15 protein-coding genes are annotated in these 15,122 nt (G+C 64.3%); 4 read left to right on the top strand and 11 right to left on the bottom strand.

What is annotated here, in order from left to right:
• Positions 1 to 2 precede the first annotated feature (2 nt).
• Positions 3 to 1,220, top strand: coding sequence for an ornithine--oxo-acid transaminase (rocD, locus tag AC0L3X_RS40235; RefSeq protein ID WP_063984764.1), 1,218 nt, complete (start codon positions 3 to 5; stop codon positions 1,218 to 1,220).
• Between the two features lie 513 nt (positions 1,221 to 1,733).
• Here rocD and AC0L3X_RS40230 read toward each other — a convergent pair.
• On the bottom strand, positions 1,734 to 2,300 hold the full coding sequence (locus tag AC0L3X_RS40230) for a hypothetical protein (protein ID WP_245328462.1): 567 nt from the start codon (positions 2,298 to 2,300) through the stop codon (positions 1,734 to 1,736).
• 69 nt (positions 2,301 to 2,369) lie between these two features.
• Here AC0L3X_RS40230 and AC0L3X_RS40225 point away from each other — a divergent pair, with 69 nt between their 5' ends.
• Positions 2,370 to 3,287, top strand: coding sequence for a Spy/CpxP family protein refolding chaperone (locus tag AC0L3X_RS40225; protein ID WP_283018527.1), 918 nt, complete (start codon positions 2,370 to 2,372; stop codon positions 3,285 to 3,287).
• Between the two features lie 138 nt (positions 3,288 to 3,425).
• Here AC0L3X_RS40225 and AC0L3X_RS40220 read toward each other — a convergent pair whose 3' ends face one another.
• The 10 genes from AC0L3X_RS40220 to AC0L3X_RS40175 form a co-directional block, all read right to left on the bottom strand.
• On the bottom strand, positions 3,426 to 3,671 hold the full coding sequence (locus tag AC0L3X_RS40220; RefSeq protein ID WP_310473371.1) for a hypothetical protein: 246 nt from the start codon (positions 3,669 to 3,671) through the stop codon (positions 3,426 to 3,428).
• A 767-nt stretch (positions 3,672 to 4,438) separates the two neighbouring features.
• Positions 4,439 to 5,302: a sugar phosphate isomerase/epimerase family protein gene (locus AC0L3X_RS40215; RefSeq protein WP_063984766.1), complete on the bottom strand. Its 864-nt coding sequence runs from the start codon at positions 5,300 to 5,302 to the stop codon at positions 4,439 to 4,441.
• Positions 5,302 to 6,492, bottom strand: coding sequence for a dihydrodipicolinate synthase family protein (locus AC0L3X_RS40210; RefSeq protein ID WP_063984767.1), 1,191 nt, complete (start codon positions 6,490 to 6,492; stop codon positions 5,302 to 5,304). Before AC0L3X_RS40210 ends, AC0L3X_RS40215 begins: the two co-directional genes overlap by 1 nt.
• A gap of 10 nt (positions 6,493 to 6,502) precedes the next feature.
• Positions 6,503 to 7,654: a Gfo/Idh/MocA family protein gene (locus tag AC0L3X_RS40205; RefSeq protein ID WP_063984768.1), complete on the bottom strand. Its 1,152-nt coding sequence runs from the start codon at positions 7,652 to 7,654 to the stop codon at positions 6,503 to 6,505.
• Positions 7,651 to 9,048 carry a hypothetical protein gene (locus AC0L3X_RS40200; protein WP_063984769.1) on the bottom strand — a complete coding sequence of 466 codons (1,398 nt, stop codon included), beginning with the start codon at positions 9,046 to 9,048 and terminating at the stop codon, positions 7,651 to 7,653. The genes AC0L3X_RS40205 and AC0L3X_RS40200 overlap by 4 nt, the downstream gene beginning before the upstream one ends.
• Positions 9,049 to 9,052: 4 nt before the next feature.
• Positions 9,053 to 9,901 carry an ABC transporter ATP-binding protein gene (locus AC0L3X_RS40195; protein ID WP_231144403.1) on the bottom strand — a complete coding sequence of 283 codons (849 nt, stop codon included), beginning with the start codon at positions 9,899 to 9,901 and terminating at the stop codon, positions 9,053 to 9,055.
• Positions 9,898 to 10,890 (bottom strand): ABC transporter substrate-binding protein, encoded by a 993-nt coding sequence (locus AC0L3X_RS40190; RefSeq protein WP_063984770.1) that lies wholly within the window; start codon positions 10,888 to 10,890, stop codon positions 9,898 to 9,900. The genes AC0L3X_RS40195 and AC0L3X_RS40190 overlap by 4 nt, the downstream gene beginning before the upstream one ends.
• 62 nt (positions 10,891 to 10,952) lie before the next feature.
• Positions 10,953 to 11,762, bottom strand: a complete 810-nt coding sequence (locus AC0L3X_RS40185; protein WP_063984771.1) for an ABC transporter permease — start codon at positions 11,760 to 11,762, stop codon at positions 10,953 to 10,955.
• Positions 11,763 to 12,079: 317 nt separating this feature from the next.
• Entirely contained in the window at positions 12,080 to 12,787 is a 708-nt protein-coding gene (locus AC0L3X_RS40180) for a TetR/AcrR family transcriptional regulator (RefSeq protein WP_014496982.1), read from the bottom strand.
• 223 nt (positions 12,788 to 13,010) lie between these two features.
• Positions 13,011 to 13,859 (bottom strand): VOC family protein, encoded by an 849-nt coding sequence (locus tag AC0L3X_RS40175; RefSeq protein WP_063986566.1) that lies wholly within the window; start codon positions 13,857 to 13,859, stop codon positions 13,011 to 13,013.
• Between the two features lie 207 nt (positions 13,860 to 14,066).
• Here AC0L3X_RS40175 and AC0L3X_RS40170 point away from each other — a divergent pair, with 207 nt between their 5' ends.
• Complete coding sequence (locus AC0L3X_RS40170) at positions 14,067 to 14,960, top strand: sugar kinase (protein WP_014496984.1); 894 nt, start codon at positions 14,067 to 14,069, stop codon at positions 14,958 to 14,960.
• Positions 14,961 to 14,979: 19 nt separating this feature from the next.
• Positions 14,980 to 15,122: PfkB family carbohydrate kinase (locus tag AC0L3X_RS40165; RefSeq protein ID WP_473317368.1), on the top strand; the 143-nt coding region annotated here is incomplete at its 3' end.

Here is a 15,122-nt window from a genome sequence, read left to right as displayed (position 1 = left end):
GAATGAGTAGTCCGCCAGTCGCTGATTTCATCTCGAGGGAGGAGCGCTTCGGCGCCCGCAATTATGAGCCGCTTGGCGTTGTCCTGTCGCGCGGCGAAGGCGTCTTCGTTTGGGACACCCAGGGCAACCGATATCTGGATTGCCTCTCCGCCTATTCGGCGGTCAACCAGGGCCATTGCCACCCGAAAATCCTGGCCGCCATGGTCGAGCAGGCCGGCCGATTGACCCTGACCTCGCGTGCATTCCACAACGACCAGCTCGCTCTCTTCTACGAGGAGATCGCGGAACTCACCGGCTCTCACAAGGTGCTGCCGATGAATAGCGGAGCCGAAGCCGTTGAGAGCGCGATCAAGTCCGTGCGTAAATGGGGCTATGAGGTGAAGGGGGTGCCCGACGGGCAAGCCGAGATCATCGTCTGCGCCAACAATTTCCATGGACGCACCCTCGGTATCGTCGGTTTCTCGACCGACGCGGCCACGCGCGAACATTTCGGCCCCTTTGCGCCGGGCTTCAAAATCATCCCCTTCGGCGATCTCGCCGCGCTGAAAGACGCCATCACGCCGAACACCGTCGCCTTCCTGGTCGAACCCATCCAGGGCGAAGCCGGCGTCATCATTCCACCGGCAGGCTATTTCACGGGGGTGCGCGAGCTCTGCACGGCGCACGACGTGATGCTGATCCTCGACGAGATCCAGACCGGACTCGGCCGCACCGGCAAGCTGCTTGCGGAACAGCACGAGGGCATCGAGGCGGATGTGACGCTGCTTGGCAAAGCTTTGTCCGGCGGTTTCTATCCCGTCTCGGCCGTGCTTTCCAACAACGAGGTCCTCGGCACGCTGAAACCAGGTCAGCATGGCTCAACATTCGGTGGCAATCCCCTCGCCTGCGCGGTGGCGCGCGCGGCGCTCCGCGTTCTCGTCGAGGAAGGGATGATCGAGAACGCTGCGGTGCAAGGTGAACGCTTCCTGAAAGGCCTCAGAAGCATCCGCGCCAACACCGTGCGCGACGTGCGCGGACGAGGCCTGATGCTGGCGGTCGAGCTCAATCCTGAAGCCGGCCGTGCACGCCGCTACTGTGAGGCTCTGCAGACCGAAGGCATCCTCGCCAAGGATACCCACGAGCACACGATCCGCTTCGCCCCGCCGCTGGTGATTACCAGTGACCAGGTTGATTGGGCCTTGGAGAGAATCGCTGCCGCCCTGACGCAGGATTTCGCCTGAGGTCTGCCTGCGTCGGAAGACCGCAAGGCCGCTGACAGTCAACAACGAACGATTTCGCCGCCTGCGCGTTGAACGGTTCCGGGCGACTGGGACGAGCGTGGAGTTGCGATCATGCTTCCGCGTGCCGTGTGCCTTTCGGCGTTTTTGGTCGGTGCCTCGATGCTCGCGGCGAGCGTCGGAGCGTCCGCCCAGGACCATCGGGGTGGACCACCGGGAGCGGCTGCCCGACCGGCAGCGCCGCCCGCGATGGCCCGACCGGCGGCGCCACCTGCGATGGCGCGTCCTGCCGCGCCGGCATTTCATCCCCCACCCATGCCGCAGCGGCCGGCCATGGCGCCGAATCCGGCGCCTCGCATGGCCTCCCCGCCGCCGCGCCCGGCCCCGCACTTCGCGGCACCGCCGCAGCGAGCTGCCCCGCTCGTGGCGGCACCGCGACCTGAATTCCACCGCGCTCCGGCAGCACCGCAACGTCCGGCGATGGCACCGCCGCCGACGCCGCATATTGCCGCCCCCTCACACCCCAGCGCGCCGCCGACCGTGAGCGAGCGGCGGGAACAGCCGCGCGAGACGCTGTCGCGCCAAGCCTCGGAACGCCAGGGCCGCATCGACCATTTGCAGCAGCGTGTGCAGACATTGCAGTCGCAAAAGCCGGAAGGCGCAAGAGCGCAACGCGAGCAGCAGCGGTTGCTGCAGTCGCAGAATAGGCTGCTGGAGCGCGAGCAGCGCGTCCAACAGCGTGAGCAGCACGTCGAGCAGCGACAGCGCGAGATGCTGTCGCGCCAGACCACGGAGCGCCAGACCCGCATCGATCGCCTCCAGCAACGTGTGCAGACCTTGCAGTCGCAAAAACCTGAAGGCGCACGCGCACAACGCGCACAAGAACGCGCACTGCAGGCGCAGAACCGTCTGCTGCAGCACGAGCAACGGGCGCAGCAAATCGATCTGTCGCGCCAGCAGAGGCTGGGACCGCAGGCCCCCGCTGCAACAGCCGCAGCGGCTGTCGCCGCGCGCGGGCGGTTTGCCGCGCACTTCCGCGAGCGGGCGACTGCGCAAACCCAGGCGGCCCTCGTCACCCGCCACAGCGGCTGGGCTCCCCGGCAGGCCTGGCGACACCGCCATCCCGCGGTGTTCGTGGCATGGCTTGGGCCCGTGTTCTGGCCCTACGCCTATTCCGACATTTTTGACTACACGTTCTGGTCCTATGCCTACGAGCCCGGCTATTGGGCGTACGCGTATGACGACTTCGTCGACACCGTGTTCTGGGGCGATGACAGCCCCTATTCCGCCTATGCCAGCACCAACCCGAATGACTATCCGCAAGCCGGCGGCGGCACCCGCGCGCGCCAGCGCGCCAGCGCGAGCCCGCAAACGCTGCAGCAATTATGCGGCACACCGGACAAGGGCGTCACCGCTTGGCCGCTTGACGATATCACGCGGGCGGTGCGGCCGACGGCGGAGCAACGCGCGCTGCTCAACGCGTTGAAGACCGCGGCGGCCAACGCCGCCGGTGTGTTCAAGGACTCCTGTGCGGAGACTTATGCACTGACGCCGCCTGGCCGCTTGCGGGCGATGATGAACCGCGTCAGCGCGACACTGGATGCTGTCAAGATCGTGCGACCGGCACTGGAGACTTTTTACAACTCGCTCAGTGACGAGCAGCAGGCCCGCTTCAACGCGCTCGGCCCCAACATCGGCGACCGCTCGCCTCGGCAGCAGCAAGCCAGTGCCCAGGAAGCCAGTGCCGAAGGCTGCGGTGATCCGAAGTCCGGCCTGACCCAGTTGCCGATCCAGAGGATCGAGGCTGTGCTTCACCCCGCGGGCAAGCAGAAGGAAGCGCTCGACCGCCTCGGCGAGGCGACGGCGAAGGGCGTTGAGGGCCTACAGGCGGCCTGTCCGAACGATGTACCGCTGACGCCGGTTGGACGACTGGAGGCGATGCAGCACCGGCTCGAAGCCATGCTTCAGGCCGCCAAGCTGGTCGAGCCCGCCCTGGACGAGTTCTATGCCACGCTGAGCAGCGAGCAGAAGGCGCGCTTCAACACGCTGCAACAGCTCGCAGGCCCGTGACGGCGGCGTCGCATTCTCTCGTTGCAATGCGAGCAGCGGCCGAACGACGCGGGGCGCCGTCATCGCCCTGCTCCACAGCCGCTTCTCTCCGTGAGAAGTGCGGTGGCACGGAATGCAAACAACCGCCTCGTCTTGACCTCACGCGACGGAAATCGTCTTCGGTCCAGCGTCATTCGCGGTTGGGATCGCTTGAGGCCGCTCTTTCTCATCCGAGCTGATGGCGTTGCATTGCTGGGAGTGAGCAGACAACTCAAGATCGGCCAGGTGGTCCCAGTATTCTGCTTCTGCGAGCAGCTTCCATTTGTTCATGCTGTTGTACGCGGCCTGTTGGCGGCACAGCGAACCCATCGCACGCAAGCGCTGCACTCTCTCCACTGCCTCCACTGCGAACCTCCCTTCGCGCCAGCTTGTTTACAAGCGCATTTATGTTGTCACAATTTCGCAGATTGAATTGACGAGTGATAGTCCGGTGTTTGACGGTCAATCGATGATAGCGCAATCGTCTGACTTTTCACCGACGTGAGCAGCTCCAGCCCTGAGAGCTAGTCGAGCTCTCAGCGCCGCAGCCCCTTCGGCCAGCGCTGTACGCAGGCGCGCAACAAGACTCGCGTCGAACGACGGGTTCCCAAGTCGCAGGTGCATTCATTTCAGGACCGAAATCTTAATTGTCAGCGGCCTTCCCGCGATAGTGGTTAGCTGGCGATCAGACCGGGCCGGACAAGGTTTGATCCCGAAACTATTTTGGCCCGGCACATTGGACTGCAAGACCGCCTTCGGGCGGTCTTTCCTTATCGCCGCAATAGAACGGGCCGGGGCTGGATCACGCCGGGGCCCTTCGGCACGCCGATCACAACAATGGCCCCGACGATTGCGCGTCGGGGCCATCCAAGATCATCAGGCGTGGGTACATCCGCCGTGCCTGCCGATCGTTGATGCCACTCATTACCGCATCCGATCTGGCGCAGACCGTGGCGAGGCTGCGGCATCGGGATGATATCATTCTGCCTGAAAGCTGACGGCTGTCCACCTCTCGTTGGTGGTACTCCAACCGGCTCGCTGAGCGAGCCCGCCGCTTCGGTGCCGTCAAGCGGAAGGCGCGCTTCAACACGCGGCAACAAGTCGCAAGCCCGTGAGGACAGCGCGCGTGGGGGCTAGACCACCGTCCTGTGCCGCGTAATGCACGTGCGCAGCACGTCGTCCATCGGCTTGCTCCACCAGTCGTTGGAGAAGATCTCGATCTCCGAATAGCCGGCAAACCCCTGCGCCTCGACCGCGGCGCGCGCCGATTGGATGTCGATGACGCCGTCGCCCATCATGCCGCGGTCGTTGAGGATGTCCCTGGTCGGCACCAGCCAGTCGCAGACATGGAACGCGAGCAGGCGATCCTTGCCGGCGCGCGCGATCTGGGCCATCAGCTCCGGATCCCACCAGATGTGGTAGACGTCGAGCGCGACGCCAAGCATGCCGCTGCGGCCGGGGTCGAGCCGATCGCAGATGTCGAGCGCCTGTTTCGTCGTGTTCACGCAAGCGCGGTCGGCTGCATAGGCCGGATGGAGCGGCTCGATCGCCAGCGGCAGTTTTGCCTGTTTGGCGTAGACGAGCATGTCGGCAAGCGCTTCCTCGACCTGCCCGCGCGCTCCCGCGATATCCTTCGACGCCTCGCTGCCCGGCCGCGAATATTGCGGCAGGCCGCCAACGACGAGAACGATGCAGGGCGCGCCCAGCGCCTTGGCCTCATCCACGCAGCGGCGATTGTCGTCGCGCACTTCCCCCCGGCGCGATGCGTCCGAAGTGAACATGCCGCCGCGGCAATAGCCTGAGAGATCGAGCCCGGCCTCACGCACCGCGCGCGCGGTACGATCGAGACCGACGGCAGCGACCTGATCACGCCAGGGGTCGATGGCGCGGATGCCATGCCTTGCACAGGCCTCGATGATCTCGACGAGGTCACCCTGCTTGCGGACCGTCGCCGTGTTCAGCGACAGCCAGCGATGGTCGGACGAGAAATCGCGCATCAGTCTTCCAGTCCGTGCGAGGCCAGCACGGTCTTCATCCGCCGCATCGCCATTTCAGGATTGGCGAGCAGGCCGGCCTGATCGGCCAGCCGGAACAGCTCGGCCAGATGCAGCATCGAGCGCGCGCTCTCCTGGCCCCCGACCATGGTGAAGTGGTCCTGATGGCCGTTCAGATACGCCATGAAGACGACGCCGGTCTTGTAGAAGCGCGTCGGCGCCTTGAAGATGTGGCGCGACAGCGGCACCGTCGGCCCCAGCACGTCGTGGAAGCCGGCCTCGTCGCCAGCCGCGAGCCGCGACAGCGCGTAGGACGCTGCAGGCGCGATGGCATCGAAGATGCCGAGCAGTGCGTGCGAAAAGCCTTGGCTATCGCCGGCGATCAGCTCCGCGTAATTGAAGTCATCGCCGGTATACATCTTGATGCGCTTGTCGAGGCGGCGGCGCATGTCGATCTCGCGCTGCTTGTCGAGCAGTGAGACCTTGACGCCATCGACCTTGGCGGCGTTGTTGTTAATGATGGCCACCGCAACGTCCATCGCCTTGTCCAAATCCTTGGTGCCCCAATAATCCGTCAACGCCGGATCGAACATGTCACCGAGCCAGTGGATGATCACGGGCTCGCGGACCTGCGACAGCACGCGGTTGTAGACCTTGGCGTAATCGTCGGCGCTGCGGCCGAGTTTTGCGAGAGCACGCGACGCCATCAGGATGATGCGGCCGCCGACCTTCTCGACGGCCGAGAGCTGCTCCTCATAGGCGCGAATGACGTCGTCGAGGCTCTTGGCATCCTCGACCGCAAGATGATCCGTACCTGCGCCGGAGAACACCAGCGCATTGCGCCGCTTGGCGGCACCGACCGAGCGGGTGATCAGCTCCAGCGAAGTCGGCCAGTCCAACCCCATCCCGCGTTGCGCGGTGTCCATGGCTTCGGCGACGCCGAGGCCGAGGTCCCAGACGTGCTCGCGGAAGGCGATGGTCTTGTCCCAGTCGACAGCGGCGGAGAGCCAGGGATCGTTGTCCGCAAAGGGATCGACGACCGTGTGCACGGCCGAGAACGCGATGCGGTTCAAAGGGCCTTCGAGTTTTGCGGGGAACGTGCGCGAGGCCGCGAGCCGATAGGTCTCGATCGAGCGATCGGCCTTCGGCAGTTTCAGGGACAACGACGACATCGGCTGGACGGGCTTGTTCATGTGTCCCTCCTCAGGCCTTGATCGGGGCGACGTCGATCCAGCGCCGCTCCTTCCAGCTCTTCAGCGCGCATTCAGCGAGCTGCACGCCCTTGACGCCTTCGAGCAGTGTGAACTTGTAGGGCGCGTCCTCGTAGACGTGGCGGATGAACATCTCCCACTGCTCCTTGAAGCCGTTGTCGTAGGTGACGTTGTCAGGCAGCTTCTGCCAGTCGCCGTAGAAGTCGTGCAGCCGCTTCTCGTCGGGATTCCACACCGGCCGGGGCGTTGCCTGCCGCGCCTGGATCATGCAATCCGACAGGCCCGCGACCGCCGAACCGTGTGTGCCGTCGACCTGGAAGGTGACGAGGTCGTCGCGATAGACGCGCGTCACCCAGGACATGTTGATGTGGGCGATGACGCCGCCCTCGAGCTGGAAGGTCGCGTAGGCGGAATCATCCGCGGTCGCCTTGTATTTCTTGCCCTGCTCGTCAAAACGCTCGGGGATGTCGGTGTTGCCGATGCAGACCACGCTCTGGACGTTGCCGAAGAGATTGTCGAGCACGTAGCGCCAGTGGCAGACCATGTCGAGGATGATGCCGCCGCCGTCCTCGTCGCGGTAGTTCCAGGACGGTCGCTGCGCCTCCTGCCAACCGCCTTCGAACACCCAATAGCCGAATTCGCCGCGCACCGAGAGGATGCGGCCGAAGAAGCCGGAGTCACGCAGGAAGGCGATCTTCTTCAGGCCGGGCAGAAACAGCTTGTCTTGCACCGTGCCATGCTTGACGCCCTTTGCGTTGGCGAGCTTAACGACCTCGAGCGCCTCCTCGAAATTCGTCGCAATCGGCTTCTCGCAATAGACGTGCTTGCCGGCATTGATCGCCTGGGTCAGCAGGCCGGGGCGGGCCTGCGTGGTCGCTGCGTCGAAGAACATGATGTCGTTCTTGTCGGCGAGCGCCGCATCGAGGTCGGTGGTCCAGCGCGTGATGTTGTAGCGCTTGGCGAGGGCTTCGACCTTGTCGGCGCTGCGGCCGACCAGGATCGGATCGGGCATCACGCGGTCGCCGTTCTTCAGCCGAACGCCGCCCTGCTCGCGGATCGCGACGATCGAACGGATGAGATGCTGGTTGAGCCCCATGCGGCCGGTGACGCCGTTCATGATGAGGCCGAGGCGTTGGGTGGTCATGCCAATTGCTCCTGAAGTGATTTTGGCTGTTCGAGCGGACGGAGCGCCGACCAGTCCGGATGGACCGATGTCGCAAAGCCCGTTGCGGTCAGCGATCCCGTCAGGAGATCGCCGTTGTGAATGGAGAGCCGGATGCCCTGCCCGGCGTCGGCGTAGAGATCGGGATGCGCGGCCGCGAAGGCCTGCGCTTCGGCGGCAGGCGTCTCGCCAAAACCGTCGACATAGTGATGGCCGTTGCGCTCGGCATGGGTAACGCCGATGAACGCACCGAGCGCGAGATCCTGCTGCACGGCGAGACCTGCCTGGCAGGTCAGGTCCTCACCCGTCACGAAGAACCGCGCGCCGTCCGTGCTCCATTTCGCTGCGCGGGTCGCATTGACGATGGACTTGTAGAGGCCCTTGCAGGATTTCGAGGAAATGCCGCAATAGCCGAGCGCGCGCGCCGCCGGGAACGCATCGTAGGAATCGTCGGCCTCGTCGATGATGAAGCCGTGCGCGGCGAGCGAGCCGAGCGGCGACTGCCGCGTGATATCGCGCGGCATCGGCTGTTCGACATAGAGCAGCCGTGACGCGATCGACCGCAGCGCTGCATCGTGGTCGAGCCGGTCGGTCAGCGCATGCAGTGCGGAGAGATCGGCATACTGTTCGTTGGCGTCAAGCGTCACCTTGTAGTCACGCCCCAGCGTATCGAGCTCCTTGCCAATACGCGTCAACCGAGCCGCATCAGCCGCGAAATCCCCTGATAGCTTCAGCTTGAAGTAATTGGCACCGGCGTTCTCGCGTGCATCGGCAACACCGCCCTCACCTTCGACGGTATCGTCGAGGCCCACGGTGTGCCTGATGGCAACGCGCGGCAGCGGCTTTCGGCCCGCGAGAAACTGCGCGATATCCGTTTCCTTCAGGTCAGGAGAAAGTCGCGCATCGATGCCCGCGACGTTGCCAACCATGCCGTCGAAAAAGTTGGTTTCAACCCCACGCAGCAGTGCGTCGAGGATCGCCTTGTCGATTTCCGCGGGGCCATAAGCCGCCGCAAGCGCCGGAATATTCTTTTTCGCGCAAGTCGCGATCTGGGCACCGATGCACGAGGCATGCAGATCGAACGCCGTCAAGAATCCAGTCCGCGCAAGATAAAGGCCCCGCGCAATCTCCAGCGAACGCCGCAGGCCGTCGACCGTCTGCGCCGGCGACAGCTCCGGCCGCTTGTCGAACCATTTTGGCACCAGCAGCTCGGCGCTGGCACCGACCGCGCTCCCCCTGCCCTCGACCTCGATCTCGACCCGCACGAACAGCTGCGGCGTCGCGTTGATGGTGATCGCGCCAAAGCGGAACGGCCGCGCAAAATGCACGGGACGTTCAAAGAACGCGATGTCTCGCAGCTTCAGGCGCGGCGCCATGACTTCAATCCAGCGAACCTTGCGAGAAGAAATGCTTGCGGATGCGTTGCACGAGCTCGGTGAAGACAGGATCGGCCATCACATCGAGCGAACGCGGGCGCGGCAGCGGCACGTCGTAAATCGCAGCGATCGCGCCGGGCCGCTCGGTCATGACCAGCACGCGGTCGGCGAGGAACACGGCCTCGGGAATCGAATGCGTGATCAGGAGCACCGTCTTCCTGGTCTCGCGCTGGATCCGCATCAACTCGACATTCATGCGCTCGCGCGTCAACGCGTCGAGCGCGCCGAACGGCTCGTCCATCAGCATGATCTTGGGATCGTGCACCAGCGCACGGCAGATCGAGGTTCGCTGCTGCATGCCGCCCGAGAGCTGCCAGGGTAGCTTCTTCTCGAAACCTTCGAGGCCGACCAGCTTCAGCAGCGCCTTGGCGCGATCGAGATAGTGTTGTCGTGGCAGCCGCTTCATGTCGATCGGCAGCATCACGTTCGCGAGGATGTTGCGCCAGGGCAGCAGCAGCGCGTTCTGGAACACGATGCCGACATTGCCGTGCGGCTTCGTGACCTTCTCACCCTCGACCAGGACCTCGCCTGACGTCGGCGGCAGCAACCCCGAGATCAGCTTGAGCAGCGTGGACTTGCCGCAACCGCTTGGGCCGACCACGACGAAGAATTCGCCGTCGTTGATGTGGAAATCGAGCGGACGCAGCGACGGCACGTCGCCGTCGCGCGTCCGGTAGGTCTTCGACACGCCGGAAAGTTTGATGCCCGACGCATCGCCGGCAGCCCGGTCGCTCACCAGTCTCAGATGCGCGGCCTGCTGCACGATTTCGCTCACGACTGCGGCTTGCTTCACGATCCGCTCTTCGGCAGATAATCGTTGGTGTAGAAGGCCTTCGGGTTCTCCTTGGCCTTGGCATCCAGTCCGCCATATTCGACCATCAGATTGACGGAGTCCGTCATGTTCTGGTCGGTGACCTGGAACGGCCGCTTGCTCTTGGTCTCCGCGGTCCGGTAGAGCGGAATGGTCAGCTCAAAGCCCTGCGTCAGGGTGTCGATCTTGCCGCCCTTGGGGTTGGCATCGAGGATCGATTGCGCAGCCGCCTTCGGCTCCTTCTCGGCGGCTTCGACCGCCTTGGTCGTCGCCGACATGAAGCGGCGGACGAGGTCGGCATTGGCCTTCACATAGTCGGCGTTGGCGATGATGCCGGAGGAGACCATGTTGATGCCGTAGTCGGCGAACTTGATCGGGAACACGTCCTTTCCGGTAGCGTCCTTGATCTTCATCGACTGGTCCATGACGTAGCCGAGCAGCAGATCAGCCTGGCCGTTGATGACGGCATTGAGCTTGGTCTGGCCGTCGCCGGCGACCGTCTGGAAATCGCTCTCCTTCAGGCCGGTCTTCTTCAGGAACAGCGGCCAGATCTGGGTCATGGAATCGGCCGGTGTGATCGCCACCGTCTTGCCCTTGATGTCCTCAGGCTTCCTGATGTTCTTGTCGACGAAGCCCATGGCCGACATCGGGCTGGTCTGGAGCAGCACGCCGGTCGCGACGACAGGTGCGCCCTTGATTGCGGCGCGCATCATGGTGGGGACGTCGACATAGCCGAAATCGGCGGTCTTGGCGGCCACGGCCTGCGTGGTCGCAGCCGAGCCGCGGCCTTCCTGGATCTCGAGGTCGATGCCCTCGGCCGCATAGATGCCCTTGGCCTTGCCGTAATAGAACGGCGCGTGCTCGCCATAGACGTACCAGTTCAGCATCAGCACGACCTTGTCGGCGGCCTGCGCGGGCATCGTCGCAAACACCATCAGCGCAGCCGAGACAGCTCCTATCCACCGCTTCATCGTTTCTCTCCCTTGCCCTTGTTGCGTCGGCCGTTGATGGCCGTTCGTTGCCTTAGTTTTTGTTACGAGGCGAAAATCACGTCTTCGCGCTGGCTGACATGCCAGGGAATGACCAGCTTCTCGATCCGGTCCACGATCCAGAACAGGATCACGCCGAGCAGCGCCAGGATCACGAGCGCTGCGAACATCGTCGGCAGGTCGAACGTGCCGATCGAGCGCTGCATCACGTAGCCGATGCCGGAATTGGAGCCGACGAATTCGCCGACGACAGCGCCGACCACGGCCAGCGTCACCGACACTTTGAGGCCTGAGAAGATCGCCGGCAGCGCATGCGGCAGGTTCACCGCGAGGAAAACCCGGAACCGGCTGCCCTGCATGGCGCGCGCGAGATCGACCATGTCAGGGTCGACCGACTTGAAGCCCTGCACGGCGGAGACCACCACCGGGAAGAAGCCGAGCAGGAAGGCGGAAATCACTTTGGGAATGATGCCGAAGCCAAACCACACCACGAACAGCGGCGCGATCGCGATCTTCGGCACGGATTGCGAGAACACCAGCAGCGGATAGACATAGCTCTCCACTGTCTTCGACCCCGCGATCAGCATCGCAACGGGGATGCCGAACAGCGCCGACAGCAGGAAGCCGCAGACGGTGGCATAGGTGGTCGGCCAGGACTGGCGCAGCAATTCCGGCCATTCGGTGCGCAGCACCGCGACGACGTCGGCCGGCGCCGGGATCTGATAGGCGGGGATCCTGAACAGGCGGATCACAAGATCCCAGGCGACGACGATGAAGACCAGGAACAAAAACGGCCGGACCCAGGCCGCATTCAGCATCTTGGATACCGCACCTTGCGGCTTCAACTCAGCCACGTCTCACTCCCGGCATTCTTCTTCGTTCGGGGGAGAAATTAACTCGTTGGATAAATACTGTCCAGAGCTTTCCCTGTGACGTTTTGTGCCGGTTCCTGGCCTCCTCTCGTGTCCCGGACGCGCTGCTGCGCTACGTCCGGGGCACGAGACCGCCTCACCTTCGGTGTCATTCCCCGCGAAGGCGGGGGAGTACGCCGCGGCTTCTCGGTTCAATCTCAACCGTCTCTGGAATACTGGATTGCCCGCCTTCGCGGGCAATGACGGCGGAGATTGAGGAAACGACGGACGATTAGTCCACCAACGCGCGGACTAGGCCGCTAAACCGTCTGCGCCACGGCGCTGCGCGACTTCGGCGCCTTGGCGATCTCGAACAGCGCGGTCGATCGGCCCGTCAGCGCGGCCAGCACGAGGCCGACCATGTGCGAAAGCCTCTCGTCCTTGGCGTCCTTGGCCAGCAGATCGCGGCCGAAGATCACGCTCAACGTGGCCGAATTAGAGAGATAGAAGAAGCAGAGCCCCGCGATCGAGATGTAGAGCTGCACCGGATCGACCGCGACCTGGAAATCGCCGCTGTCGACGCCGCGCAGCACCACGGTGCGGATCATCTCGACGAAGGGCGAGTGCATCGACTTGACCTTGGTCGAGCGCTTGAGGTGCTTTGCGCGCGCGAGGTTCTCGGTCTGGAGCAGCGACAGGAATTCCGGGTTGCGCAGGAAGTAGTTCCAGGTGAACTCGATCAGCCGCCGTATCGCTTCGGGCGGATCGAGATGCTCGAGATCCAGCCCCCGCTCCTCGCTGCGGATCTTGTCATAGGCGCCTTCAAGCACCGCGAGATAGAGCTCGTCCTTGTTGCCGACGTGATAGTAGAGCATGCGCTTGTTGGCGCCGGCCTTCGCCGCGATGCGGTCGACACGCGCGCCCGCGAGCCCGTGCGCCGAAAACTCCTGCTTGGCGGCTTCGAGAATGCGCAGCCGCATCCCCTCGGGGTCGCGCTGCCATTTCAGAGTTCGCTTTGCCTTCGCCAAACCGGTTGCTCGCTGGGTGCTGTCATGACGCGTGTAACACGCGGGCGGGCGTTTGAGAACGATCTCGTGCCCCGGACGCAGCTTCGTAGGGTGGGCAAAGGCGCATTTGCGCCGTGCCCACGTCTTCTCATCAATTGGGCAAAGACGTGGGCACGCTCCGCTTTGCCCACCCTACGGGAGTCTTCGTCGCATCCGCACAACGACGCGGGAAGAGTACGGCCCCTTACTCCGCCGGCTTCGGCGAACGCTCCAGCAGCACCGTCTGGATGCCGCAGGTGCCGTTCCTGACCGTCATGATCCGCGTGCCCGGCTTGCGGCCGTTGCGCACCTCGGTGACGTCGAGGCCGGCGGCGATCAGGCGGGCGCGCGTGGCGTCGATGTCGGCGACCCGCCAGCTCAGGCCCCAGAGACGGTCATGCAGGGAATCCCCACCCGCCACGGGGCGGCGCACCACTTCGACGATGAGGTCGCCGCAGCGGAAGAACATCAGCTGACCCCAATCCTGGTGCGAGCGGTCCAGTGCGAGATCAAGGCCGAGCCGCGCGCCATAGAGTGCAGCGGCGCGGTCGGAATCCTCGGTGGTGACCACGACGTGGTCGAGCCCATCGATCGGCGCGATGTCGGTCGCAGCCGACAGCGGCCGCTCCTCGGCGAGCTCGAGGAAGAACATGCGCACGTCGCGCGTCAATTCGGTTGCGGCACGCGTGCGTTTCCAGTGCAGGACCGCGCCGCTCGCGACGTCGCTGCTTTCGACCTCGGCGACCGGATCAGGCCTCAAGGCCACCCGCTCCAGCCGCCGGTGCATCTTGCTCATGTCTGCGACACGAAAGCACAGGCTGGCGAGCACGCCCTCGCGGTCGTCGAGCAGCGCGCGGATCCGGTCCGCCGCGACGTTAAAGCCGCTCGGCGCCATCAGCTCGATCGTCATGTTCGCAAGCGTGAACAGCACGCGGTCGGCGCCCTCGCCGGAATTCTGCCAGGCCGGCGCGCGCCCGAGCAGCGTCTGATACGCCGCCTTGGCCGCACCGATATCCCTCACTAGGGCGACGACGTGATCGAGGCCGGTGATCATCATTCCCCCCCTTGATCGACCTGGAACCATTCCGAAGGACGGCGTTTGTCCGGGCTTGGCATGGACCGGTGATGGTCGTATTCCGGCCCCATGCCGACCTCAAGCGCTCGGGCGGCAGATTTGCGAATAATTTCAGCGTCCCCAGAGCGGAACCGGTGTTAGAGTAAGCTCGCCGGCCGGGACCACCCAGCGCATCACGGACAACCAATGCAGGCTCTCTTTATCGGTCAGACCTATATCGACGTCGTCTTCATCACCGACCACATGCCGACCGGCGACGAAAAGCACGTGGCAACGGACTACGCGGTCTCCTTCGGCGGCAACGCGGTGACGGCGGCGTTCTGCTGCGCCAAGCTCGGCATCGTGCCCGACCTCATCGCCACGGCGGCCAATGACTGGCTGGGGCGGATGTTCCAGGACATGTGCGCGAAATACGCGATCTCGCTGCACGGGCGGAAGGTGAACCAGTCCTCGCTGTCCTTCATCATGCCCAAGGACGGTAAGCGCGCCATCGTCCGCTGCCGCGATGACGAGCACATCCATCCGTTCCCGATGCTCAATCTCGGTGGCTGTCGCGCCCTGCACATCGACGGCCATCAGCCCGATGCCGCGATCCACTATGCAAAGGTCTGCCGCGAGGCCGGAATCCTGACCTCGCTCGACGGCGGCGGCCTGCGCACCAACACGCATGAGCTGCTCGCATTCATCGACGTCGCCATCGTCGCCGAACGCCTGTGTGAGCAGATGGACCTGACGCCCGAGAAGATGCTCGACTACCTCAAGAGCCGCGGCTGCAAGATCGGCGGCGTCACCATGGGTGAGAAGGGCCTGCTCTGGTACAATGAGACGGGTGCGGTCGAGGTCATGCCGGCGATGCCGATCCCGCGCGAGCGCGTGATCGACACCAACGGCGCCGGCGACGTCTTCCACGGCGCCTATGTCTATTCCTACCTCGCCCATCCCGGCAAAAGCTGGCGCGAACACTTTGATTTTGCCCGCGCCGCCTCGACCTTCAAGATCCAGCGCCTCGGCAACGAGGCCGGGCTGCCGACCCTTGTGGACATCGCCAAAGTCAGGCACGAGTTCGAAGTCAGGGTCTAGGGTTTTGTAAGGGCATATCATGGGGCGCGTCTTTATCGCCGGCAGCATCAACATGGATGTGGTGGCGACCGCCGATCGCCACCCCAAAGTCGGCGAGACCGTCGCCGGCCGGCAGGTGCTGTATTTTCCTGGCGGCAAGGGCGCGAACCAGGCAGTCGCGGC

It is taken from the genome of Bradyrhizobium sp. MI1.7 (genome assembly GCF_055811795.1).
The sequence above is the reverse complement of the archived record's forward strand: the minus strand, read 5'-3'. Positions and strand labels throughout refer to the sequence as shown.

What these genes read in the sequence shown, in the direction of transcription:
- rocD (WP_063984764.1), top strand. Translation starts at nt 3, where the DNA reads ATGAGTAGTCCGCCAGTCGCTGATTTCATCTCGAGGGAGGAGCGCTTC.
- AC0L3X_RS40215 (WP_063984766.1), bottom strand. Translation starts at nt 5,302, where the DNA reads ATGCGCGATTTCTCGTCCGACCATCGCTGGCTGTCGCTGAACACGGCG.
- AC0L3X_RS40210 (WP_063984767.1), bottom strand. Translation starts at nt 6,492, where the DNA reads ATGAACAAGCCCGTCCAGCCGATGTCGTCGTTGTCCCTGAAACTGCCG.
- AC0L3X_RS40205 (WP_063984768.1), bottom strand. Translation starts at nt 7,654, where the DNA reads ATGACCACCCAACGCCTCGGCCTCATCATGAACGGCGTCACCGGCCGC.
- AC0L3X_RS40200 (WP_063984769.1), bottom strand. Translation starts at nt 9,048, where the DNA reads ATGGCGCCGCGCCTGAAGCTGCGAGACATCGCGTTCTTTGAACGTCCC.
- AC0L3X_RS40190 (WP_063984770.1), bottom strand. Translation starts at nt 10,890, where the DNA reads ATGAAGCGGTGGATAGGAGCTGTCTCGGCTGCGCTGATGGTGTTTGCG.
- AC0L3X_RS40175 (WP_063986566.1), bottom strand. Translation starts at nt 13,859, where the DNA reads ATGATCACCGGCCTCGATCACGTCGTCGCCCTAGTGAGGGATATCGGT.
- AC0L3X_RS40170 (WP_014496984.1), top strand. Translation starts at nt 14,067, where the DNA reads ATGCAGGCTCTCTTTATCGGTCAGACCTATATCGACGTCGTCTTCATC.